Origin of the sequence: Veillonella sp. ZSJB6 (assembly GCF_051549505.1) — a bacterium.
GTDB lineage: Bacteria > Bacillota > Negativicutes > Veillonellales > Veillonellaceae > Veillonella.
Genome location: NZ_JBPUGE010000003.1, coordinates 91,369 through 113,998 on the forward strand (window position 1 = coordinate 91,369; position 22,630 = coordinate 113,998).

Annotated in this window: 23 protein-coding genes and 1 tRNA gene; 20 read left to right on the top strand and 4 right to left on the bottom strand. The window is 39.9% G+C overall.

Annotated elements, in window-relative coordinates:
* Nucleotides 1–114: 114 nt before the first annotated feature.
* A complete protein-coding gene (locus ACSV5T_RS04940) occupies nucleotides 115–510 on the top strand; it encodes a hypothetical protein (protein ID WP_119206577.1) in 396 nt (131 codons plus the stop codon).
* A 138-nt stretch (nucleotides 511–648) separates the two neighbouring features.
* Here the strand turns inward: ACSV5T_RS04940 and ACSV5T_RS04945 are convergent, their stop codons facing one another.
* A complete protein-coding gene (locus tag ACSV5T_RS04945) occupies nucleotides 649–1,395 on the bottom strand; it encodes a stalk domain-containing protein (RefSeq protein ID WP_438320420.1) in 747 nt (248 codons plus the stop codon).
* Nucleotides 1,396–1,581: 186 nt separating this feature from the next.
* Between ACSV5T_RS04945 and ACSV5T_RS04950 the strand changes: the two genes are divergently transcribed.
* The 16 genes from ACSV5T_RS04950 (at nucleotide 1,582) to ACSV5T_RS05025 (ending at nucleotide 16,592) form a co-directional block, all read left to right on the top strand.
* Nucleotides 1,582–2,415, top strand: coding sequence for a hypothetical protein (locus ACSV5T_RS04950; protein ID WP_438320421.1), 834 nt, complete (start codon nucleotides 1,582–1,584; stop codon nucleotides 2,413–2,415).
* 90 nt (nucleotides 2,416–2,505) lie between these two features.
* Nucleotides 2,506–3,003 carry a preQ(1) synthase gene (gene queF, locus ACSV5T_RS04955; protein ID WP_024066478.1) on the top strand — a complete coding sequence of 166 codons (498 nt, stop codon included), beginning with the start codon at nucleotides 2,506–2,508 and terminating at the stop codon, nucleotides 3,001–3,003.
* A 49-nt stretch (nucleotides 3,004–3,052) separates the two neighbouring features.
* On the top strand, nucleotides 3,053–3,865 hold the full coding sequence (locus ACSV5T_RS04960; protein WP_438320422.1) for a hypothetical protein: 813 nt from the start codon (nucleotides 3,053–3,055) through the stop codon (nucleotides 3,863–3,865).
* Between the two features lie 213 nt (nucleotides 3,866–4,078).
* Nucleotides 4,079–4,993, top strand: a complete 915-nt coding sequence (cysK, locus tag ACSV5T_RS04965; protein ID WP_438320423.1) for a cysteine synthase A — start codon at nucleotides 4,079–4,081, stop codon at nucleotides 4,991–4,993.
* A 102-nt stretch (nucleotides 4,994–5,095) separates the two neighbouring features.
* On the top strand, nucleotides 5,096–5,704 hold the full coding sequence (gene epsC / locus ACSV5T_RS04970) for a serine O-acetyltransferase EpsC (protein WP_438320424.1): 609 nt from the start codon (nucleotides 5,096–5,098) through the stop codon (nucleotides 5,702–5,704).
* Between the two features lie 155 nt (nucleotides 5,705–5,859).
* Nucleotides 5,860–5,950, top strand: a tRNA-Ser gene (locus tag ACSV5T_RS04975).
* A gap of 203 nt (nucleotides 5,951–6,153) precedes the next feature.
* The gene (locus ACSV5T_RS04980) at nucleotides 6,154–6,906 is read left to right on the top strand and encodes a hypothetical protein (protein WP_438320425.1); all 753 of its coding nucleotides are present in this window, start codon (nucleotides 6,154–6,156) and stop codon (nucleotides 6,904–6,906) included.
* 19 nt (nucleotides 6,907–6,925) lie between these two features.
* Nucleotides 6,926–8,188, top strand: a complete 1,263-nt coding sequence (locus ACSV5T_RS04985; RefSeq protein ID WP_295826115.1) for an Nramp family divalent metal transporter — start codon at nucleotides 6,926–6,928, stop codon at nucleotides 8,186–8,188.
* Nucleotides 8,189–8,485: 297 nt separating this feature from the next.
* A complete protein-coding gene (locus ACSV5T_RS04990) occupies nucleotides 8,486–9,088 on the top strand; it encodes a hypothetical protein (protein WP_213467535.1) in 603 nt (200 codons plus the stop codon).
* A complete protein-coding gene (locus ACSV5T_RS04995) occupies nucleotides 9,066–9,812 on the top strand; it encodes a YaaA family protein (RefSeq protein ID WP_438320426.1) in 747 nt (248 codons plus the stop codon). Before ACSV5T_RS04990 ends, ACSV5T_RS04995 begins: the two co-directional genes overlap by 23 nt.
* The gene (gene hydE / locus ACSV5T_RS05000) at nucleotides 9,799–10,935 is read left to right on the top strand and encodes a [FeFe] hydrogenase H-cluster radical SAM maturase HydE (RefSeq protein ID WP_438320427.1); all 1,137 of its coding nucleotides are present in this window, start codon (nucleotides 9,799–9,801) and stop codon (nucleotides 10,933–10,935) included. The genes ACSV5T_RS04995 and hydE overlap by 14 nt, the downstream gene beginning before the upstream one ends.
* Nucleotides 10,936–10,965: 30 nt before the next feature.
* A complete protein-coding gene (locus tag ACSV5T_RS05005; protein ID WP_438320428.1) occupies nucleotides 10,966–11,631 on the top strand; it encodes a hypothetical protein in 666 nt (221 codons plus the stop codon).
* Between the two features lie 134 nt (nucleotides 11,632–11,765).
* Nucleotides 11,766–13,832 carry an elongation factor G gene (gene fusA / locus ACSV5T_RS05010; protein ID WP_438320429.1) on the top strand — a complete coding sequence of 689 codons (2,067 nt, stop codon included), beginning with the start codon at nucleotides 11,766–11,768 and terminating at the stop codon, nucleotides 13,830–13,832.
* Nucleotides 13,833–14,187: 355 nt separating this feature from the next.
* A complete protein-coding gene (locus tag ACSV5T_RS05015) occupies nucleotides 14,188–14,664 on the top strand; it encodes a YhcH/YjgK/YiaL family protein (protein WP_295824777.1) in 477 nt (158 codons plus the stop codon).
* Nucleotides 14,665–14,668: 4 nt separating this feature from the next.
* Nucleotides 14,669–15,562, top strand: coding sequence for a DMT family transporter (locus ACSV5T_RS05020; protein WP_295824774.1), 894 nt, complete (start codon nucleotides 14,669–14,671; stop codon nucleotides 15,560–15,562).
* 88 nt (nucleotides 15,563–15,650) lie between these two features.
* Nucleotides 15,651–16,592, top strand: a complete 942-nt coding sequence (locus ACSV5T_RS05025; RefSeq protein ID WP_438320430.1) for a DMT family transporter — start codon at nucleotides 15,651–15,653, stop codon at nucleotides 16,590–16,592.
* A 52-nt stretch (nucleotides 16,593–16,644) separates the two neighbouring features.
* Here the strand turns inward: ACSV5T_RS05025 and ACSV5T_RS05030 are convergent, their stop codons facing one another.
* Nucleotides 16,645–16,962, bottom strand: coding sequence for a Fic family protein (locus tag ACSV5T_RS05030; protein WP_316062022.1), 318 nt, complete (start codon nucleotides 16,960–16,962; stop codon nucleotides 16,645–16,647).
* On the bottom strand, nucleotides 16,902–17,090 hold the full coding sequence (locus tag ACSV5T_RS05035; protein ID WP_060925036.1) for a hypothetical protein: 189 nt from the start codon (nucleotides 17,088–17,090) through the stop codon (nucleotides 16,902–16,904). Before ACSV5T_RS05035 ends, ACSV5T_RS05030 begins: the two co-directional genes overlap by 61 nt.
* Nucleotides 17,091–17,225: 135 nt before the next feature.
* Here ACSV5T_RS05035 and ACSV5T_RS05040 point away from each other — a divergent pair, with 135 nt between their 5' ends.
* The 3 genes from ACSV5T_RS05040 (at nucleotide 17,226) to dcuC (ending at nucleotide 21,304) form a co-directional block, all read left to right on the top strand.
* Nucleotides 17,226–18,521 carry an amidohydrolase gene (locus ACSV5T_RS05040; RefSeq protein WP_438320431.1) on the top strand — a complete coding sequence of 432 codons (1,296 nt, stop codon included), beginning with the start codon at nucleotides 17,226–17,228 and terminating at the stop codon, nucleotides 18,519–18,521.
* Between the two features lie 177 nt (nucleotides 18,522–18,698).
* Nucleotides 18,699–19,943, top strand: a complete 1,245-nt coding sequence (locus ACSV5T_RS05045; RefSeq protein ID WP_438320432.1) for a M20 family metallo-hydrolase — start codon at nucleotides 18,699–18,701, stop codon at nucleotides 19,941–19,943.
* A 107-nt stretch (nucleotides 19,944–20,050) separates the two neighbouring features.
* The gene (gene dcuC, locus ACSV5T_RS05050) at nucleotides 20,051–21,304 is read left to right on the top strand and encodes a C4-dicarboxylate transporter DcuC (RefSeq protein ID WP_438320433.1); all 1,254 of its coding nucleotides are present in this window, start codon (nucleotides 20,051–20,053) and stop codon (nucleotides 21,302–21,304) included.
* A 136-nt stretch (nucleotides 21,305–21,440) separates the two neighbouring features.
* On the opposite strand, the gene ACSV5T_RS05055 is transcribed toward dcuC, so the two are convergent.
* Nucleotides 21,441–22,619: an MFS transporter gene (locus ACSV5T_RS05055; RefSeq protein ID WP_119206231.1), complete on the bottom strand. Its 1,179-nt coding sequence runs from the start codon at nucleotides 22,617–22,619 to the stop codon at nucleotides 21,441–21,443.
* Nucleotides 22,620–22,630 lie beyond the last annotated feature (11 nt).

The window sequence follows — 22,630 nt, forward strand, 5'->3', positions numbered from 1 at the left end:
GAAATATAAATGATATTAACTCTCTTTCATTGTGCGTTTATGTAGATAGTTTATAATAAATCTCCGTTATCATAATTTTTGATAAAATACTTTTATGTTATTTGGAGGTTTTTTATGAAAGCATCAAAACAATTCTCTATCGTTTTGGCAGCAGCTGTACTTGCTTTTGGCGCTGTTACAGTAGCACCACAACAAGCAGACGCTTCTTATGGCTACAAATATACTGATTCCCAACGTCCACCAGTATCTACTCCAACAGGTTATGTTAATCCAGCCATGGGTTCTACAGTAACTGTTACAGATCCTGCACCTACTACAAATAAATTAACTACTCCTAAAGCTAGTACTACTATTGAAAACATTACTGTGACTAATGTTGCACCAAAATACTCTGATTACAATGATATTGCAGCATACTCTCTAGCAGTAGCTGACTATTTCATGGCGAAGATCATGGCTATATATGGTAGTGGTAATACAGCACTTAACCGTTATGGTTTTGGCAGATAATATAGCCATCAAATTTAGTAAAACTAATTTTGAATAACTATATACGTTATACAAATAAAAAGGTCCCGTATGGGACCTTTTTATTTGTATAAATTTTTCGATGCGTTGAGAGCTTGTTTAACAATCTCTTAGCTTCGCTTATCGATCTAATCCGTTAGCGCGTTGGTATTCAGATTTATCTGTAGATTGAGCTTGATCGTCTGTAGTTACAGTATCTTTAGCTAAGGATTTCTTAATTTTAATAAGAGGTTTTTCCGTAGCCTTTGGACCTTCTTTTTTCTTTACATCATTTTGAGATGGTGGCAAGAATGTGTTGAGTTCATTCTTGTGAGATACCTCTGTGTTTGTAGTAGACGCTAATTGTGCGCGTTGAGGGGCGATGAAGATTTCATCCTTCGTAATTTTTACATCGTTCAATAATAATTTGAATATTTGAGGTTTTACAAAGATAGTACCATCTACCTTGCGAGCTGCAGGCAAGAAGGATTCAGAAGTATCAAGGTTGATAATCTTCAATTTGCCATGGCGCACTACCTCTGCAGAATCAGGTTGGATAGCTAATGTAGCGATATTCATGTCTACTAATGCTGTTTTAGTAGGCTCATCCCATGCCACCTTATAGCCCAATGCTTCAGATACTTGGCGCAATGCTACGAGTGGTTGACCATCTACATAGATTACATTTTGTTGACCGTTAATAGGCTCAACAACCTTGCCATCTACATTGATATGATGGGCAGTCGTAACAGATGCAGGCTTTTCAAGATTCATAGCTGGACCTGGATTCTCCATGCCAATAGCCGCCTGTGCAGGTTGTACTGCGCCAAATGTGAAAGCTAATGCACCTACAGCGATGCTAGATAAAATAAGCTGTTTTAATTTCATAAGGGACCTCCATAAGGTGTTATATTTCTCTGAATGTATTAACATTACCAAATGTATATGAATATTTTATTATAAATTTTAATTTTATACAATCTAAATATTGACAAAAGTACATAATGTAATCCATGAAAAAGAGCTTGTTTATTGCTGATTGTAGTCGTTATATAATTGATATAAAGAAAGGATATGATATCAATCATGAAACCTATAAAATCAATGCGGAGTATATATAACCAAAATGATATTTATATGTTAGAACGAATAGGACCATATAGCATAATAAATGATAACCATCAAGGGCTTATTGTGTTGGATTCCTCATGGAATGAAGTGAAAAGAATTAAAGTGGATGAAAATCTATTCTGCCCTGAAGCTAGCTATGTAGATTACGTTAATAATAGGATGCTTTTTAAGTTGGAGGCATTTTTGTGTTTAGTTGACATTGAAAGTAGTGGGGTTAAACTAATAGAGCTTCCTGATGATCTTCAAGATATATATTTCTCAGACTTACATTGTTTCTGTAAAGATCATATTATGATAGAGACGAGTAAGAATGTAGTATCTTTGGATTTGATTGACTTCAAAATTACAGTGCTAGAACTTGCTTCTGTTGATGAATATCCATTTAATGAGTATCAAAATAGATATAATGGAATAGTTATGTATTATAGAAAGAATAAATTAATCTGTCATGACTCTGGGAATATAATAATTATAGATGGTACAAGTGTTATTGAAATTCCAGATGTAGTTTCTATTAAATACTATCAACTAATAGCATCTAATACATATTTGTTAGCGATTGGTGAAAAACAGCTACAGCTTATCAACTTAGAAAATGCTAGTGAAAGTAAATTTATTTCTTTTGCATCTCCATGCTATTGTGTTGGTGCAGATATATTTGAGGAACAGGATAAAATCCATATCTCCCTTTTATTACATAATGATTGGGAAGAGTTTGTGCGTGTAGAAGAATATGCTTTTACCTTTGATGAATTGCAAGCAAATGTAGTGCTATAGGTCGTTCTTTGTATGCTATAATTAAGTGTTACATGAATTATTCAATATATTTAATTATAGAGTTCTAGAAGATATAGAAAGAGGTTCCTTATGGCATCCGGCAGATCTGAAAAAGAGTTACAAGGGGTAACGATGTTAGGTCACAAGACCGATTACCCTACTGATTATGCACCACAGGTGTTAGAGGCATTTGATAATAAGCACCCAGACAACGATTACTTCGTTAAATTTAACTGTCCTGAGTTCACTAGCTTGTGCCCTATGACAGGTCAACCAGACTTTGCCACAATTTATATTTCTTATGTACCACATAAGAAAATGGTTGAGTCCAAGTCTTTGAAATTATACTTATTTAGTTTCCGCAATCATGGGGACTTTCACGAAGATTGCATCAATATCATCATGAAAGACCTCATCAAGTTGATGGATCCTAAGTACATCGAGGTATGGGGCAAGTTTACGCCGCGCGGTGGTTTGTCCATTGATCCATACGCAAACTATGGAAAGCCTGGTACAGAGTGGGAAAAAACGGCAAAAGAACGCCTTCATTTCCACGACATGCAGCCTGAGCGCGTAGCATACCGTTAATATGGTATATGAATATATAACAATGGGCACATCGTTCATAATGTTTTTTATGATCGGTGTGATCTTGTCTATTCACCCTGCATCCATAATCGTAGGGGAGCATACGCAGTTGTCACATCTTAGTAGATGGGGTCGATGGAATGGGTATCTTATCTTTGTATTGACCCTGTTTATCGTAGATGTACTCACGACAAATTGTATATATGCTGCATTTTATGATGTTTATGGTGATCTATCGTCTTTGAGTGAGCTAACATTTGACCCGATGGCTCTATTCTTTAGTGAAAGCTTCCAGATTGGCGTTGTTTTCGTCTTTGTTTTAGTATTGTTACAAGTGTTAGGTCTCGTCGATTTGGCGCATGGTGAAAGGAATTTATCGTTTCATTATGACCAACTACATCAAGGCAAAGAACAACCGTCTTGGATGGAACGTTACATGGCACATACAAAGGGCACATTGGGTTCAGGTATGGTTGGTCTGCTTTATATGTTGCGGATGACCATGAGAACTATGTGGCCTTATATTACATGTCTTATGTGGTTTAAGCTTATAGCTATACTCACTAATGTGTTACTTTCACCAGTTATCAATCGATTAATGCATGTTGAATTGATAACATCAACGCATATCATACTAGACACTTATGTAGCGTCATATTTGATAGCAGGATTTTTGTGGGGCTATGTAGCGCTACACTATGACATAGACAAGGCGTATAACGTAGCGAATAGCACTGTTATAGCCATCGTTCCGCGTCTTACCGTTATACTAGGGGCCGTCATCTTTATTGGGCTTGCGCTAGCTATCATTATGGTGCCTATTACCTGGGATGTGGTAGTAGACACACTAACAAAATTATAAATAAACCTAGTTATTTCCTGTATTTTTAGGGTTTTAAAAGCGGTTCTCATTCTCTTGACAATGCATAGATGCAGGTGATAGAGTATGAGTGTATTTATGGAAATACACAAATGGTTATATCCAGTGTATAGAGAATAACAAGGTGAAATTCATATCGTCCTTGGGATGTTCCTGAGGACGATTTTTATCATCTATCGCCAAAAGGAGGATCAGATGAGCATAGTCACAAATCAAACAACTAAATTGATTGGTAAAACTCCGGTATATCAATTACCAAATACCAATATCTATGTAAAACTTGAAAAATATAATGTAGGTGGTTCTGTGAAAGACCGTGCAGTACTTGGCATGTTGCAAGATGCTAAGGAAAAAGGACGCCTTCACGAAGATAGCATTATTGTTGAAGCCACAAGCGGTAATACAGGCATTGCTCTTGCCATGGTGGGCGCCATCTTGCATATTAAAACTGTTATTATTATGCCTGAAAGCATGAGTAAAGAACGCCGTGAACTTATTAAGGCCTATGGTGCGCAACTTATCTTAACACCGAAAGAAACGGGTATGAGAGGTGCTCTTGAACGCGCTAATGAAATTTTAGATAAATATCCAAATGCTTTCACATTGGGCCAATTTGTAAACCCTGCAAACCCAGATATGCATTATCGTACAACTGGTGCTGAAATTGTAGAACAAGTGCCAAAGGTAGATGTATTCATAGCGGGTATCGGCACTGGCGGGACTTTCACAGGCGTTGCAAAACGGTTGAAAGAGCATAATTCTAACTTAAAGGCTATCGCCGTAGAGCCAACAGGTTCTCCAGCCATTACGGAAGGCAAGGGTGGTCCTCACAAAATTCAAGGCATTGGGGCAGGTTTTATTCCTGAAAACTTTGATCAAAGCTTGATGGATGGTATACAGACTGTAAGCGATGAAGAGGCTTTCAGCGAGGTACAAACCTTTATGCGTGAAAGCGGTGTTTCTATTGGCCTTTCCTCAGGGGCAGCTATCGTTGCGGCAAAGCGTATTGCTCGTGAAGAGCCAAAGGCGAATATTGTGGTTATTGCGCCGGATGGGGTAGAAAAATATTTATCCCTTTTGGACTTCGCCAATAATGAATATGTAAAATAACGGATTTCGCATAGATAAAGCATCTTATGTATAGGAATACATACCACATATGTTGTATACTATATATTATATATGAGTAGAGTTATTTGAGATGGAGTCGCTATGATACAAGGTTTACGCGAATTATGGGGCAAAATTCAATATAATATTAAACGCGTAATGGATTCTGACCCTGCTGCAACGAATGTGTGGATGGTCATTTGGACATATCCGCATATTACAGCCTTGTTCTGGCATTTCTTTGCGCATCGCCTCTATAAGGGGGGATGGCCAACCTTGGCCCGTCGCGTAGCTCTTCATTCTCGTCATGTCACAGGCATTGAGATTCATCCAGGTGCTACCATTGGTCGTGGTTTATTTATCGACCATGGCATGGGTGTCGTTATCGGTGAAACGGCAATCGTAGGGGATAATGTGACCTTGTTCCACCAAGTGACGTTAGGTGGCATGTCCTCTAAAAAGGTAAAACGCCATCCGACCATCGAAGACGAAGTACTCATCGGTACAGGCACGAAAATCTTAGGTGATATTACCATTGGGGCACGCACTAAAATTGGTTGTAACCTCGTTATCAAACATGATATCCCTAAAGATATGGTTATCTTTGAAACAGATCCAGAAAATATGTATGTCCGTAAACCTCGTCGCACTAATAACGGTAAGGCTGAGGAAAAGAAAATTCCTGATGATTACATAGAATACTATATTTAATATAGTGTAATAAAACCGCATATAATATAGAAGGATAGAACCTCTAACTATTAGTTAAACTAGTAGTTAGAGGTTTTTGAGTTCATCGAATCTATGTTGAAATAATACGATTGACAATGCCTTATTGGGTATGATATGATTACCCAGTAAAGCATGGAGGATTACTCAAGAGGCTGAAGAGGACGGTTTGCTAAATCGTTAGGGCGGGTTACCGTCGCTAGGGTTCGAATCCCTAATCCTCCGCCATGCTGAGACCTCACATCACGCGATGTGAGGTCTTTTTGTTTATTGTGGTATTTACTGGGGATGGACCTAAAGGTGTAAGGGCTCAAGTGAGCCTGAGGTCTTGTAAATATTGATTTATACAGGTGTGTAAGGTTATAGAGTTGACGTATGATAAGGGGTTTCATATAATAGATTGTATCAAATGTAATTTTAAGGAGACTCTTATGAATACAAAATATACACGTCACATACATTTACTTCGTCGCGCTGTTGGCATCGGTGCATTATGTCTCGTTGCCTCTGTTGGTTTCGTGCATGCTGAAAGCATTGCTATTCCAAGCGCACGTCCTATGGTAGATGGTGTGAGTGCCGATGTAGAAACTGTTAGTAGCTCTAGTAAAGCACAACATCATGTGAGTGCAGGTGTAATTACGCCAAGTGATTGGACGTATACAGCGTTACAAACATTAATTAAACATGGTGCTATTACAGATACACATGGTTTTGTCTTTGATGGCAATACAAGCTATACAAAGGATGAGCTCATGCCTCTTATCGATGAGGTGGTAACAAAACGGGAGCAAATGAACGAAAACGATCGCCAATATGCATTGCGTATTTACCAAGAAAACATGCGCGATGTGATGGATTATCGTATCGCTCGCGATAAGAAGGTTACCCGAGAGCGTCGTCAAAAATTAGATGAAAAACGTGCTGAAAAGGCTAAGAAATCTGGTAAGACATACCAAGTATCTAAATCTCAACAAGAGGCTTTAGATGCAGCTAATGACGAAGTGGCAAAACCAGAAGAGCGCGCGTTAACTGATGAACAAATCAAAGAAAAGATGAAGAAATTCAAAATTGATGACTCTCGCGTTAAAGTAAATAATAATGTGCGCATCCGTTATACAGGTGGTAAGGATACAAAATCTAAAACCGATGCTCGTATGCAAACGGAGATGACTTTCACTCTATAACCCTATTTAAGGAGTTATAATGATTGATTTTTTAAAGAAACAGCTGTTTACCGTCCACCAAAACGGTAAGCAACAGGTGAGCGAGGTCTTTAAATATATAGGGCCTGGCATCATTGTCACAGTTGGGTTCATCGACCCTGGCAACTGGGCGGCCAATCTAGCTGCTGGTGCTAGTTATGGCTATGAACTGTTGTGGGTAGTTACGCTATCTACGATTATGCTTATTTTATTGCAACATAACGTGGCCCACTTAGGCATTGTACGAGGACAATGTTTATCCGAATGTGCTTATGAATTCTTGCCGCGTTACGTGTCCAGGTTCGTATTGAGTACGGCGGGCATTGCAGCGGCAGCGACTGCACTAGCTGAGTTTATCGGCGCAGCCATCGCATTGAAAATGCTATTTGGCATTCCTCTTTTGATAGGCAGTGTTTTGACGGCTGTTATCTGTACCATTATGCTCATAACAAACTCTTATCGGAAGCTAGAGCGTATCATTGCAGGATTCGTATCCCTCATTGCGTTGGCGTACCTCGTAGAGGTCAACATGGTCAATGTAGATTGGGCGGCAGCTGGTATTGGTTGGGTAGACCCTAAGGTTCCTAATGGATCGATGCTCGTTATTTTGAGTATCTTAGGGGCTGTTATTATGCCTCACAATTTGTTCTTGCACTCAGAAATCATCCAAAGTCGCCAGTTCAACACGCAAGATCCTTCTGTAATGAAGCGCCAATTGCGTTATGAATTTCTAGACACTCTATTATCTATGGGTATTGGCTGGATGATTAACTCTGCCATGATCTTATTGGCGGCGGCCGTGTTCTTTGCTCATGGCATTGAAGTAACGGAGCTTGAACAGGCTGAGGAGTTGTTACGACCTCTCATTGGTCCGGCAGCAGGTACAATCTTTGCTATCGCATTGCTCTTTGCGGGCTTTGCATCATCTGCTACGGCAGGTATGGCAGGGGCGAGTATCTTTGCCGGTATGTTTGGTGAGTCTTACGATATGAAAGACTTCCATACAAGATTAGGCTTGGCATTAACCTATATTCCAGCATTGCTTTTGATTGTATTCGTTACTGATTCATTCCAAGCCTTGTTGATTTCCCAAATGTTCTTGAGCTTGCAATTGCCGATAACTATCTTCTTGCAGCTTTATATGACAAGTAGCCGCAAGGTGATGGGGCAATATGCGAACCATACATATACGAATGTACTATTATGGGGCATTGGTATTGTGGTAACCGTTATGAACATCTACCTACTCTATGTAGGCGCATAATATACGAGCGTATAGTAGGTGTATAATACACAATCTCATATTTGCATGAAGCTAGTAGACTAGTAGTAAGGCTTAGAAAACAATCGAATCGTTAGCTCATAATGTAAAGCTAATAATGATAGAGAAAAAGACCGCGGTAGCGGTCTTTTTTTCATATTCGGTTATGTATATTGATTATGTAAAAAGCGTATCCAAGAATACCCATGTGGGCTATAAAATATGTTACAATTAAAGATAGCATAAATCTGTAGGGAGAATTCCCTCATCAGTGTAATAGATAGAAATTAGGAGGACCTAATGGCAGACGAAGTAAAAGTACAAGATGCAATGCAATCTGATTTCAGTGTTGTTGTAAACGACATTGCAGAGGAATTATTAACGCGCCTAAATATGGATGAGGATGGTTCTGTTATCGACATGTTCCAAACAGGTTCTTTTGATCCTTGGCAATTATTCGTATTCTTTGGCGCTTTAGAAAAAGCTCTCGTTGATTTTAGAACAGATAAACGTAAGAAAACCGTTATCGTTCATGCCCAACCTGAGGCTCTTATCGGCATTGGCCGCGTAGTGACACCTGTATCCACTATGCTTGAGCATGTGTTGATGTCTCGTTTGAATGACATGAGCGAAGGTCGTTTGGAAACAGGCATGCTTACAGTATCTGCTGGAAGCATCGACTACGAAGGCGTTAATCTAAAAGGCCGTCACGTTGTGATCGTATGCGATCTTGTAGATGAAGATTCCGATTACCTCAAAGAATGTATTAATTTATGTAAAGAAATGAAAGCTAGTCACGTAGTGGCTGTGCCTCTTATGTTGTGGAACCCTGAGTTGATCGACAATTTGACAGAGGAAACTATTAAGGCGGAGTTATCCCATGAAAATCGTCCTCTCTCCTAGTAAGACTAAAACGATTACCCCTGCTACTATCAACGACGGGGCAGTACATACTGCAGTCTTAGACGGTCAATTTCAACCGCACATCACACAAGACATTGTAAAACATGTGCAATCACTAGATGTGGCCGCCCTTGGCAAGGCTTTAAAATTAAAGGATGATAAGGCGCAGGCGCTCTTTGATTTCTATCAAGATTTTGAGTCCCATCCTGTAGGGCTTGCCTGTGAAAGCTACGATGGTATTGCTTTCAAATATTTAGACTGGCAGAACTTGTCTGATGAGGCTAAGGCCTTCGGTGAAAGCCATCTCGTTGTGATGTCTGCCTTGTACGGTGTTGTAGAGCCTACGATGGGCGTTAGAGACTATCGACTCGATATGGTCGATAAGGTAGGCATTAATTTATACGATACGTGGCGTGGAACGGTGGATGCATACTTTCACAAGGAAGATTGGATCCTAAATCTAGCGTCTAAAGAATATGCAAAAATGGTGAACCATCCTAAGGTGGTAACCGTTGAGTTTTGGGAATTGCGAGGCGACACATTTAAACAGATGAGTACGTCCTCTAAAATGAGTCGTGGCATGATGGCTCATGCATGTTTGACAGAGCAAGTGAAGCATGTACGGGATTTGCCCCGTGAAATTAATGGATTTATCTGTGTTACAGATATTGAATCCATTACCATACCAAGCGAATCGATGACGGTTCGTTATGAAAGGAAGTGATTGTTTGCAAGTGCAAGACATTCTCGCAAAAGACCTCGTTGGCGATGAATGGCTAACAGAGGATGAGCTAAGATTTCTTATGTCTGTAACTGATGAAGAACAGTTGCAGTTAATATATAAAAAGGCTTACGAAGTGAAGGCGAAATATGTAAAGCCTGTAGCGTACTATCGTGGCCTCATCGAGTTCTCGAACCGATGCATCAAAAACTGTAATTACTGCGGTATCCGTCGTGAAAATGACAAGACGGAACGCTTTGATATGAACCGTGAAGATATCATCAAAATGGCGCAGTGGGCCTATGACCATGAATATGGTTCCATTACGCTCCAATCTGGTGAACGCTGTGATGATGTTTTTGTAGATTATGTGGTGGATTTAATTCGCGATATTAAAGCCATTGGCGATGGTTCTCTTGGCATTACGATGTGCGTAGGGGAACAAAGCGAAGAGGCGTACCGTCGCATGCGTGAAGCCGGCGCTAGCCGCTACTTATTGCGCATTGAAACAACAAATAAAGAGTTATATCATAAAATTCACCCTCAAGATGAACTGCACTCCTTTGAAACGCGCGTTGAATGCTTACGTAGCTTGCGCCGCGTAGGTTTCCAAGTGGGGACAGGCGTCATGATTGGTTTGCCTGGGCAAACCGAAGAAGACCTTGTAAATGATATCTTGTTCTATCGCGATATGGATATCGATATGATCGGTATGGGACCGTATGTGGTACATCATGATACGCCGCTAGGCCAAGAGGCATTAGCGATGGGCATCGATGACGAAGCAGGTAAATTGCGCCGTATTCAATTGGGCCTAAAGATGATTGCATTGACACGGTTATTCTTGAAAGACGTAAATATTGCAGCTACAACTGCATTACAAGCGTTAGATAAACTAGGCCGTGAAAAGGGCCTTGCTGCAGGTGCTAATATTTTGATGCCTATCATTACCATTCCGGAACACCGTGCAAAATATTTGCTGTACGATAATAAACCTTGCGTAGATGATAATGCAGACAAATGTAAAGACTGCTTAACGCGCCGCGTAATGTCCATCGGTGATACCGTAGGTTGGAAGCAAAATGGCGACTCCAAGCACTACGGAAAACGTACGGGAGAGTTTTAGAGAGTTTTAGTTTGTATATGAGGTTGTATTATGGAGACAAAATGGTATTCTGATTTTTGGCGGTTGTTTGCAAGTCCTTTTAAAGGCGGTATTGATCAAGTGGTGCAATCGGGCACTTTGCAAAAAGGTTTCTGGGGCACTGTATTCTTGTGGGCTATTCCATATATTATATTGGCTTTATTTGGGACTATGTTAATTCCATTTCTCCCTCATAATGAATTTACTGGTTTAACCTATTTAATCGGTATCGGTGCAAGTTTTATATTTGTTTTTGCATGGCTCATCAGTATCGGTTGGTCCTTTGTAATGGTTGCCATCGGTTCTTATGTATATAACTGGGTTATTACTAAAATGGGTGGTACCGACAATGTACAAGCCATTATGAAAGTTAGTTGGTATCTACAAGGGTATGAAGTACTATTATTTAGTATTGGATATATGATAGTCTTGATTGTAATGGGGCTATTAGGTCTTGTATTCGATAGTAGTGCTATTGCTGGTTTCGTATATTTTGTAGGAACCGTGGCATTAATTATTATTTCTATCTGGGTATCCTTAGAACTTATGGCTAGACAAGTCATGCTTACTAAAATGAAAGTTTTCATTGCCTGTATCATTACGTCCATTATCTTTGTTCTTATCTGGGCAATCTTCATGGCACTTCTTGGTGGCTGTGCTTCTTTAGTCGGTAGATAATACTGATATATAAATTAATATTAATAAAGAGTCCTCTTTTTTTGATAAATTTTTTCGGAAAAAGAGGACTTTTCTATTTGGGTGTCGAAATGTATTAGCAAAAGCCGTAATTTGCCATTAAGGAGGCGATTCCGATGAAAGAGTACAGTAGTGATAAAATTAGAAATGTTGCTGTTGTTTCCCACGATGGTGCGGGTAAAACAGCTCTTGTCGAATCTTTGTTGTTAACCTCTGGTGCGGTTGATTTCGTAGGTAAAGGCCAAGACAATAAACATATTATGGACTTTGAACCTGAAGAAATTAAACGTAATGTAACAATCCAATTGGGCATAGCTCCATGTGAATGGCATGACCATAAGGTTAACTTCGTAGATACTCCAGGCTATAATGAATTCCATGGCGAAGTTCGTGCCGCTTTGCGTGCGTGCGATGGTATGTTGATGGTACTATCCGCCACATCTGGTGTAGAAACTGACACAGTTCGCGCTTGGGATTATGCTGTGGAATTACAAATGCCACGCATGGCATTTATCAATAAAATGGATGTTGATGGTGCTGATTTCTTCGGTACTATTGAAAGAATGCGGGAATTATTTGGCAAAGGCATTATGCCATTGCAGATTCCTATCGGTGAAGGCGCCAACTTTGAAGGCGTCGTAGACGTAGCTAAAATGACTGCGTTTACTTACAAGGACGGCCAACCAACAGAGATTGCTGTACCAGCTCACCTTATCGAAAAGGCTCAAGAAATTCGGGAAATGACCGTAGAAGCCGCGGCTGAAGGTAGCGATGAATTGTTGGAAAAATATTTAGAAGGCGAAGAATTATCCTTAGAGGAAATTCGCCAAGGCTTGCGTGAAGGGATGATTAGTGGCCGTGTGTGCCCAATCATGTGTGGCAGTGCCACATCTCGTATTGGCTTAGATCAAGTATTGGATCGTATGATCCGTTACATGCCGGATGCAACTAAAAAAGTGATGACCGCAACTGATGCGGAAACCGGCGAACAATGTGTAGTACATGTAGATAAACCGTTAACTGCATTCGTATTTAAAACATTGTTAGACCCATTCGCAGGCAAACAAAGCTTTGTACGTATCTTCTCTGGTGAACTCAAAGAAGGAGATCGCCTCTTTGATGTAAATCAAGGCGTAGAAGAAAAATGGGGCAAGATGGTTACCCTTATTGGGAAGCAACAAATCCCTGTATCCTCAGCTAAAGCTGGCGATATCGTAGTGATACCGAAATTGGCTAATGCTAAAACTGGCGATACATTAACTGCTCCTGACTTTAAAGTAACATACGACGCTATCCGTTTCCCTCAACCTCTATACACAGTAGCATTAGAACCTGTGAAAAAAGGTGAGGAGGAAAAATTAGCTGGTGCTGTTCTTAAGGTAGCAGAAGAAGATCCTACTTGCGTAGTAGTGAAAAATGCTGAGGCCCGTCAACTACAAATCGATTGTATGGGCGAGGTTCATCTCGAGCATATCCTCAACAAAATGGATCGTAAATATGGCGTACAAGCTAAACTTGTGACTCCATATATTCCATACCGCGAAACAATTAAAGGCTCCGCTGAAACCGAGTCTAAATATAAGAAACAAAGTGGCGGTCATGGTCAATATGGTCACGTTAAGATTCAAGTGGACCCATTATACGATGGAAGCGAATTTGCATTCGTAGACAAAATCTTTGGTGGTGCTGTACCTAAACAATACATACCAGCAGTGGAAAAGGGTGCCAAAGAAACCCTAGATAAAGGCTTAATTGCGGGATATCCTATGATTGGCGTGCAAGTGACACTCTTGGATGGATCTTACCATAGCGTAGACTCCTCAGAGTTAGCATTTAAAGTAGCTACGTCACAAGCTATCAAGGATGTAATTCCTAAGGCGAAACCAGTCCTATTAGAACCAATCTATGAAGTTAACGTGTTTGCACCAGATGCTTTCATGGGCGACATCATGGGTGATTTAAATAGCCGTCGAGGTCGTGTATTAGGCATGGAACAAAGTGAAAGAACAGGTATTTCTGTTGTTAAAGCACAAGTACCATTGGCTGAAATGGCCGACTATGTAACTGCATTGCGCTCTATCACTCAAGGACAAGGCGTATTTAACCGTCAGTTCTATACTTATGAAGAGGTTCCACATAAGCAAGCGGAAGAAATTATCGCTGCTCGTAAGACTCAAGAATAAAGTTAAGAACATGTCCACGTACTGTATCAATTACAGTTAGAATCACTACAACTGAATAGATAATTGCATATCGTAACAACTTAATAGCATAACAATTGACGTAAGTCATAAATTTGAATAGTATTTTACACGAGCCCTCCATATATGTAGCGTATGGAGGGCTTTTACTATATTTGAAATAGATTAGGATAGACTTAATCGATAACGGAGAATATTGAGACCTAATCATTGGTATGTATAGATGCAGTGAAAATAATAGAATTGCTAGTCCTTTATGTATATATGTGCTAACATTAAGATAATATAATTGCTTATGTATCGGGTGTTATTTCCAGATATCGGGAAAGGATCGCATATGTTTTTTTCTAGCATTACTGCAGATTATACAAAAATGGGTTATCCTAAAGCCATCGTACGAGCTTTAGATTTCTTAAAAAATACAGATTTGAAAGCATTGCCAGGCGGCCGTCATGCCATTGAAGGTGACATGATGTATGCCAATGTAGACGATGTGGAAACCAAGCTGTTTGAAACTACAAAACCTGAGTCTCATCGCAACTATGTAGATATTCAATTCATGGTAGATGGGGAAGAAAATATGGGCTTTTTTGTAGATAAAGGTCTCGTAAAGCCTGTGGAGTCTTATCCAGATCGTGATTGCTATTTCTATCCTAATGAAGCTGTTGATGAAGGACACATCCACTGTCCAGAAGGGTATTATACAGTATTCTTCCCATCTGATATCCATAGACCACTATTAGCTGTTAATGATAAGCCTATTAAAATTCGCAAGGTTGTTGTAAAAGTACATGTAGACCTCTTAGACGAGTAATCCTATGAAGCGATATGAAATTATAGGTGTCTTACTAACCCTATTAGGAGCTGTTTTATGGGGCGTATCAGGTACTTCAGTACAGTTCTTAAGTAACTTTAGGAATATGAACTTGGAATGGCTTGTCACCATGCGATTAATTACAGCAGGACTATTGACTGTTATCTATGCATGGTTTAAATATGGCAATTCTATCTTCCATGTCTTTCGTAGTTTGAAAGATACGGTAGGGCTTATCGTTTTTGGCGTATTTGGCATGGCTTTATGCCAATATACATACTTTAAATCCATTGCTTTAGCTGGGGCCGGTATTGCGACGGTGCTTCAATACTTGGCGCCATCAATGATTATTATTTATATGCTTGCCCGTTATGGTAAAAGGCCCTCTAAAGGGGAAATTATTTCCGTTATACTGGCCTTGGTAGGTACGATTTGTTTGATGGGGAATGATGGCTTTTCTATGGAGCGATTCCCACTGGCCGTGCTTGTATGGGGACTTCTATCTGCTGTAGGGGTCGCTGTATATAGTGTTTCTCCCGTAGATTTACTATATAAATATGGAACCTTGCCGATTGTAGGATTCGGTATGCTTCTCAGTGGTATTGTTGCTGCTATTTTATTTCATCAGCCAAATTCGTATGCTATGTGGGATGTATGGACTGTTATTGGCTGTTTCAATGTTGTCTTTTTGGGGACAATTGTATCCTTTAATGCTTATTTAGAAGGTGTTAAGAGAATAGGTGCAGTGCCAGGATCAATCCTGTCATCTATTGAACCGATTTCGGCAGCTTTCTTTGGATGGGCTTTGTTAGGCAACCAATTTAGTGCATTAGGGCTAATTGGCATGGCCATGATCATTGCTACAGTTATTATAATTGCTCTAGAAAAACGTACATAGTTTGAGGTCTCTTTGCTGAATATTGCGGTTTAGAGGCCTCTTTGTTATGATTATACATAATGTGAAAGTAGTTGTGATAGGAGGTTGTATGGAGAAAAAACAATGGAAAGGTATGGCCCTTGCCATTTTAGGTGCTCTATTTTGGGGGCTTTCAGGCACATCTGTACAATTCCTTGAAAATGCAAAGCATATCAATGTGGAGTGGCTACTAGAAGCGCGTTTGCTCATAGCAGGTATATTGACGATAGGACTTGCTTATATAAGGGATGGTAAGCGTATTTTCTCTATCTTTACAGAACCTAAGGATATAGGGAAATTATTAGTATTTGGTATTTTAGGTATTGCTTTATCTCAGTACTCATACTTCAAGGCCATTGCCATTTCAGGCGTCGGTATTGCTACGGTCCTTCAATATGTTGCGCCTACGCTGATCATTATCTATTTGTTTTTGAGATACTTTAAAAAGCCATCTATACCAGAGTTTTTCTGTATTGTATTAGCCTTGGTGGGAACACTCTGTATCGTCATGCAAGAAGGGCTAGATGTTTCGAACTTTAATGTGCTTGCTTTATTCTGGGGGCTTGTATCGGCAGCTAGTATCTGCGTATATACATTGCAACCTATTGAGCTATTAAAGAAATATGGCACCACATCCATTGTGGGCTTTGCCATGTTTATCTGTGGTATTTTATCTTTAGCTATGTTTCAACAAGTAGAATCGGAAGCCCTCTGGGATGGCATGACCTGGTTAGGATTATTCGCCATCATCATACTTGGTACAGTCGTATCCTTTAATGCTTATATGGAAGGGGTTAGACTCATTGGTGCTATACAAGGCTCTATACTTTCATCATTAGAACCAATCTCAGCAGCGATCTTTGGATGGGTATTGCTAGGGAATCATTTTACGCTGGTCGGTATTTTTGGCATGATTTGCATCATTGCAACCGTATTCATTATCGCCTGGGATCGACACCGTCAAATCAAACGAGAAGTACTAGAAAAACTGAATAAAATAGAAATGAAATAAACAAACGAAAACACATATACCATGAGGTATATGTGTTTTTTGTAATCAAATATTATATTTTTTCTAATATTTTTTCAAATAATAGTTCTAGTTTCTGTAAGTCGCCATGTACGGTTCCGTCCATATAGGTATTATATACAGTATCATCTTCAGAAACACGAATTTGAGCTTTATACCCCTTTGATAATGCTAATACTCGAATAACTTCACGTTGTGTGCGACCATTACCTTCCCTAAATGGATGAAAGAAATTTAGGCAATCTAAGATTTTAGCTAAGTTCTTAATTATACTTTCTTTTGTATTGGTTCTTAGCCAATTTGTAGTTCCTTCCTTCTGTTTGTAACATAATTTTTTAATTCTAGAACTGATTCAGTTGTAGGAGTGAAGTCTTCAATCATAGATGAACCTACGGCATACCAAACTGCATCAAAGTCCTCATAATTATCAAATTGTACATCTAAAATGGTGAGTTTTTCTTTATTAACATTTAATGTCATAGGCACCTTCTTTGTTACTATTATTATATCATAGCTAGTCTCTTTATATTGTATACATGACCTATTTGGTTGACTATTTACTTATCTATTCATATAGTTAATATATAAGTACTAATTAATTTTTAGGAGGTTCCTATGTCTGTAAAAGATTTCGTACAACAACGCCGCGATGATTTTATCGCTATGCGTCGAGATTTTCATATGTATCCAGAGCCAGCTTGGCTCGAATATCGTTCTGCCGCTAAAGTAGCTGAAAAGCTAATTGCTTTGGGTTATGATGTGGCACTTGGTGCAGAAGTGCTTGATTTAGATTCTCGTATGGGCTTGCCTAGCGAGGATGTTATGAAAGCAGCAATGGCTCGTGCTATGGATGAAGGTGCTGATCCTGAACTAGTAGAGAAGATGGGCTATGGTAAAACAGCTATTGTGGCAACTATGAAGTTTAGTGATGATGGTCCTGTAGTAGCGTTCCGTGCAGATATGGATTCCAATGATGTAATCGAATCTAAAGCATCTAACCATACTCCTGCTAAGAAGGGTTTCCGTTCCCGCCATGAGAAGGCTATGCATGCTTGTGGTCATGATACACATATGACAATGGGCCTTGGTCTTGCTGAATATATTGCTACACATAAGGAAGGCTTGAAGGGTACTATTAAACTTATCTTCCAACCAGCAGAGGAAGGCGTACGTGGTGCTAAAGCGATGGTAAAGGCTGGCGTAGTAGATGATGTAGACTTGATGTTCGGCATGCATATCGGATTCAATGAACAGTTATCTAATTGCTTTGCTTGTAGTGATCATGGCTTTTTAGCGACTACAAAACTTGATGCTGTATTCCATGGATATTCTTCCCATGCAGGTGGTTCTCCAGAAAAGGCGCAAAATGCCATGCTTGCAGGCTGTACAGCTGTTATTAACTTACAAGCCATTGCTCGCCATAGTGGGGGTGCATCTCGCATGAATGTAGGTGTTTTTGAAAGTGGTACAGGTCGCAATGTTACTCCTGATGTAGCAACACTTAAATTAGAAACTCGTGGTGCTACTACAGAGATCAATGATTATATGATTGAACGCACTAAGACCATTATTAAAGGTGCCGCAGAAATGCATGATTGTACCTTTGAAATTACAAAACAAGGTGAAACTCCGGCAGGCCGTATTAGCGATGATTTAGCTCGCGAAGTACACTCTATCATTGAACCATTAGGTATCTTTAAAGAAGTTCCATTCGATTATAGCGGTGGCGGTAGTGAAGACTGTGCTTACTTCTTAAATCGTGTTATTGATCGTGGTGGTCGAGCAACCTATATGGTATTGGGCTCAGCTATTAAAGCACCTCATCATAATCCATTATTCGATATCGACGAAGAAGATATGCTAAATGGTATTGTTGCATTAGGTACTATTGCAACTCACTATTTAAAATAAGAATTATTGACTGATAGATTAATTTCTAAATAGTGATTCGATATATCTATGATATAGATCATAGTTATTCTGTAGTACTAGTAGAATGGATATGGTATACAGTTGCCAATATGTATGATATTCAATTGATACCATATAATTTATCAGTAATTGATGTATTCGATTGTGAGGTGTTATATGATTCAACGAGAGCGTTTAGCTAACGATTTTGAAGCTATGTCACAGTTTACTGGACCTGGTGAAGGCATTCATCGTCTTGCTTTTACCGATGCAGACTGGGCAGGTCGCCAATATATTATAGATCGCATGATTGATGCGGGACTAACTGTTGAAACGGATGGATTTGGCAATGTCATTGGCTATAAGCTTGGTAAGAATCCAGAATTACCAGTAGTCATGGTTGGTTCTCATACGGACAGCGTGCCTAATGGGGGCAATTATGATGGTGTTGTGGGTGTATTATCTGCTATCGAAGCGGTTCGCAGTATGATTGATGATGGTTTTGAACATGACCATACCATTGCAGTAGTAGACTTTATGTGTGAAGAGTCTAGCCGCTTTGGAGCAGCCACATTGGGTAGTAAAGCTATGCGCGGTGAATTGACATTACAAGATTTACATCGCTTAGTAGATAAACAAGGCATTTCCTTGTATGATGCATTGAAAGAGCGTAATTTAAATCCAGATGCTATTGAGCATATGGAATATAAGAGACCTGTAAAGTCTTTCACAGAAATTCATATCGAACAAGGTAAGGTGTTAGAGCACGAAGCGAAACCTATCGGCGTTGTAACTGGTATTGCCGCACCAGAACGGTTCTATGTAACCATTCGTGGTAATGCCGATCATAGCGGTGCTACACCGATGAACTTGCGCCATGATGCGCTCTGTGGGGCGTCTAAAATTATCCTTGGCATCGAGGAAATCGCCGCTATGCAAGAGGAGCCTCCAGTAGTTGGCACAGTCGGTGTTGTTGAGGTTATGCCAGGAGCGATGAACGTCATTCCTGGAGCGGTGAAGCTAGGAATAGATATTCGTAGTATTTCTAAGGTAGCCCGTGATTCTGTAGTTACCCTCATTAAAGAATTTATTGATGTTATTGCAGAGAAACGAGGCTTATCCTATACGATTGAGCCTATTGCCCAAGATCATCCGGTAGCGATGCATCCTGCTATGATTAGAGAAATTGAAGGGGCTGTTAAGTCTGTAGGTGTAGACTATATGACTCTGCCGAGCGGTGCTGGTCATGATGCCATGCATTGGGCTGATGATGTTCCTACAGGAATGATTTTTATCCCATGTCGCGAAGGTATTAGTCATAATCCAGCTGAATTTGCCGACATGGATCATATTGTAACAGGTGCGAAAGTACTAGATACAGTACTTAGAAAGCTTAGTTTAGAATCTACAAAACTTGTGTAAGTAGAGATATCAATGGATATCAGTTTGTGTAACAGTGTATTGCAGTTCCAAGGCTTAACGACGTATGTTAGTAATCTGGAACTGAACCTACACGGATTGGAGAAATTATGGTTATTGCTGGTATTGTTATCGTAGTAGCGACGTTTATCGCTATTATTAAACAGTTTGAAACGCGGCTCGTGTTATTATTATCAGGCTTATTGATGTGTTTTATTGGTGGGCAGCTTGGTGCTGGTACGACAGCCTTTGTAAAAGAGCTTACAAATCCAGGCCTTGTACCAACTATTTGTACTGTTCTTGGTTTTAGTTATGTTATGGAATACACAAAATGTACAGAACATATGGTGTATTTCATCTCTGCAGGCCTCAAGAAGATGACTAAAATCATCATCCCTGGTGCTGTTATTATTACGTTCTTGATTAACATTGCATTACCTACAGCAGCAGGCTGTGCAGCTGCAGTAGGTGCGCTATTAATTCCTGCACTTATTCGTTCTGGTGTGCATCCTGCAATGGCAGGCTCTGCTATTTTCCTGGGTACATGGGGAAGCGCATTGAGCCCAGGTCTTATGTTTAACCCACAAGTAGCACAACTCGCCGGTGAAGACGTCATGACCGTTATTGCGAGCTTCTCTATGCAAGCTATTATTGGCATTGTCGTAGCAGCTATTTTGCTTAATATCGTTGCCATTGTTAAGAAAGAGCATACAGGTTATGTATTGAAAGATACTAACGAGGAAGAAGGCAAAGAATTTAAAGTAAATTATTTATATGCTATCATCCCAATCATTCCGCTTGTATTACTCGTACTCGGTAGTAAACAAGTAGCGGTAATTCCAGAGATATCTGTTCCTGTATCTATGCTCATTGGTACGGCTATCGGCATTATTGCGGTACGTCCGAATGTAACAGATGCAGTTAAGAAATTCTTCCGCGGTACTGGCGACGGCATGTGCGATGTAGTAGGGCTTATGGCTGCTGCTGCGTGCTTTACAGCTGGTATGCAATACATCGGCCTTACAAGTGCACTCATTGATGGCATGAAGAACTCTCAACAAATCGCTCAAATCGGTGCTGCCTTTGGCCCATTCTTGTTAGCTGTTATTTCTGGTTCTGGTAATGCGGCAGCCCTTGCATTTAACGGTGCTGTAACACCGCATGCGGCAGACTTTGGCTATGGCATTATGCAATTGGGCTCCATGGCCCAATTGGGTGCTGGTATCGGCCGTAGTATGAGTCCAGTAGCAGGTGCAGGTATCATCATTGCTGGCCTTGCAGGTATTAACCCTATGGAAATGGCAAAACGCAATGCTGTACCATGTATTATTGCTACAGTAGTGATTATGCTATTGTTACTATGATTAAATTAAAATGTAGCTGTAAAACTATAAATTCATAAATCACAGGTGTATTAAAGACATTAAACTTTAGAATACATAATAAAAGAACCCTATTGTGATCAAAATCATGATAGGGTTCTTTTTATATATCTTTGTATTATTTAAGTTTGAAACCAATCCATAGAGCGGAAATAATAAATAAGCCACCACTAACCCAGAATAGTGTAGTAAAGCCTAGCCATGCCATAAGGCTAGCACCGCCAACAGATCCTAAGAAATAGCCAAAGAATAGACAGGATTGATTATAGGAGAATACTTGGCCTGTAAATTCTCGAGGTGTTTTGGAAGATAGGTAGGTGTTTAAAGCAGGAAGCATACCGCCTAACCCAAAGCCTTGTAGGAATCTGATGATGGCAAGTTGATATACATCGGAAACATAGGCTTGAGGGATATTTAAAACCCCTACATAGATAAGAGAGACTACTAACACTTTACGGGGGCCAATTTTATCGACTAATTTACCTAGTGGAGAGCTACTCATAAGTTGAGCAATACCCATAGCAGAGAATACGGCACCTGCAATAAATGCAAGGTTTTCTGTGTCGCTAGGGACAATTCCTTTAATATATACAGAGATAACTGGTTGTAAGGACATAATACATATTGCGTAGATAAAGGAGGCTACACATAATGCGACAATACTATTAAATTCTGGTATTTGCTCTTTTAACTTGCGGATGGAAAGCTTTTCCGGATTAGGTTTTGGTACATAATTTTCATGGATGAATATAGTTGCCAGCACACCGGCTAAGCCCATGAGGGCACCGACGATGATAAAGTCGTTCCGAATACCTACTGTATCAGCAATGTAGCCACCTAATAATGGTCCAATGAGCGAACCTGCTAGGTTAGCCGATGCCAATAGACCTAAGGCCCAACCTGTTCGTTCAATAGGGGTTTCAGAAGCAATTAAGGTAATTGACGCCGAGTAAAATCCACTTACAAGACCTTGGATTAAACGAATTAGTACGACTCCTTCTGGGGTTGTTTGAAAGGCAATCAAAGCATTACATAAGGCCATGCCAAAGCTAGATCGTATTAATGTAATCTTGCGACCTTTTTTGTCCGCCACACGCCCCCAAAATGGAGCCGCTAAGCAAACGATTATGTAGGTTGCACCGGTTGCTAAACCAGACCATAAGGACATTGCTTCTGGTGTTTGGACGCCTAAATCGTGAAAGTATAAAGGCAGGATTGGAGCTAGCTGACTTACACCAAAGGCTGTACAGAATACACAGACTAAACTGATGTATACCGTTCGTTTCCACGTTTCCAACGTATCCCTCC

What these genes read in the sequence shown, in the direction of transcription:
- epsC (WP_438320424.1), top strand. Translation starts at nt 5,096, where the DNA reads ATGATACAAGGTTTACGCGAATTATGGGGCAAAATTCAATATAATATT.
- ACSV5T_RS05045 (WP_438320432.1), top strand. Translation starts at nt 18,699, where the DNA reads ATGATTCAACGAGAGCGTTTAGCTAACGATTTTGAAGCTATGTCACAG.
- ACSV5T_RS05015 (WP_295824777.1), top strand. Translation starts at nt 14,188, where the DNA reads ATGTTTTTTTCTAGCATTACTGCAGATTATACAAAAATGGGTTATCCT.
- ACSV5T_RS04960 (WP_438320422.1), top strand. Translation starts at nt 3,053, where the DNA reads ATGATCGGTGTGATCTTGTCTATTCACCCTGCATCCATAATCGTAGGG.
- ACSV5T_RS04990 (WP_213467535.1), top strand. Translation starts at nt 8,486, where the DNA reads ATGGCAGACGAAGTAAAAGTACAAGATGCAATGCAATCTGATTTCAGT.
- ACSV5T_RS04950 (WP_438320421.1), top strand. Translation starts at nt 1,582, where the DNA reads ATGATATCAATCATGAAACCTATAAAATCAATGCGGAGTATATATAAC.
- cysK (WP_438320423.1), top strand. Translation starts at nt 4,079, where the DNA reads ATGAGCATAGTCACAAATCAAACAACTAAATTGATTGGTAAAACTCCG.
- ACSV5T_RS05035 (WP_060925036.1), bottom strand. Translation starts at nt 17,090, where the DNA reads ATGACATTAAATGTTAATAAAGAAAAACTCACCATTTTAGATGTACAA.
- ACSV5T_RS04995 (WP_438320426.1), top strand. Translation starts at nt 9,066, where the DNA reads ATGAAAATCGTCCTCTCTCCTAGTAAGACTAAAACGATTACCCCTGCT.
- ACSV5T_RS05040 (WP_438320431.1), top strand. Translation starts at nt 17,226, where the DNA reads ATGTCTGTAAAAGATTTCGTACAACAACGCCGCGATGATTTTATCGCT.
- ACSV5T_RS04980 (WP_438320425.1), top strand. Translation starts at nt 6,154, where the DNA reads ATGAATACAAAATATACACGTCACATACATTTACTTCGTCGCGCTGTT.
- ACSV5T_RS05005 (WP_438320428.1), top strand. Translation starts at nt 10,966, where the DNA reads ATGGAGACAAAATGGTATTCTGATTTTTGGCGGTTGTTTGCAAGTCCT.
- ACSV5T_RS04945 (WP_438320420.1), bottom strand. Translation starts at nt 1,395, where the DNA reads ATGAAATTAAAACAGCTTATTTTATCTAGCATCGCTGTAGGTGCATTA.
- ACSV5T_RS05025 (WP_438320430.1), top strand. Translation starts at nt 15,651, where the DNA reads ATGGAGAAAAAACAATGGAAAGGTATGGCCCTTGCCATTTTAGGTGCT.
- ACSV5T_RS05020 (WP_295824774.1), top strand. Translation starts at nt 14,669, where the DNA reads ATGAAGCGATATGAAATTATAGGTGTCTTACTAACCCTATTAGGAGCT.
- ACSV5T_RS04985 (WP_295826115.1), top strand. Translation starts at nt 6,926, where the DNA reads ATGATTGATTTTTTAAAGAAACAGCTGTTTACCGTCCACCAAAACGGT.
- fusA (WP_438320429.1), top strand. Translation starts at nt 11,766, where the DNA reads ATGAAAGAGTACAGTAGTGATAAAATTAGAAATGTTGCTGTTGTTTCC.
- dcuC (WP_438320433.1), top strand. Translation starts at nt 20,051, where the DNA reads ATGGTTATTGCTGGTATTGTTATCGTAGTAGCGACGTTTATCGCTATT.
- queF (WP_024066478.1), top strand. Translation starts at nt 2,506, where the DNA reads ATGGCATCCGGCAGATCTGAAAAAGAGTTACAAGGGGTAACGATGTTA.
- hydE (WP_438320427.1), top strand. Translation starts at nt 9,799, where the DNA reads ATGAAAGGAAGTGATTGTTTGCAAGTGCAAGACATTCTCGCAAAAGAC.
- ACSV5T_RS04940 (WP_119206577.1), top strand. Translation starts at nt 115, where the DNA reads ATGAAAGCATCAAAACAATTCTCTATCGTTTTGGCAGCAGCTGTACTT.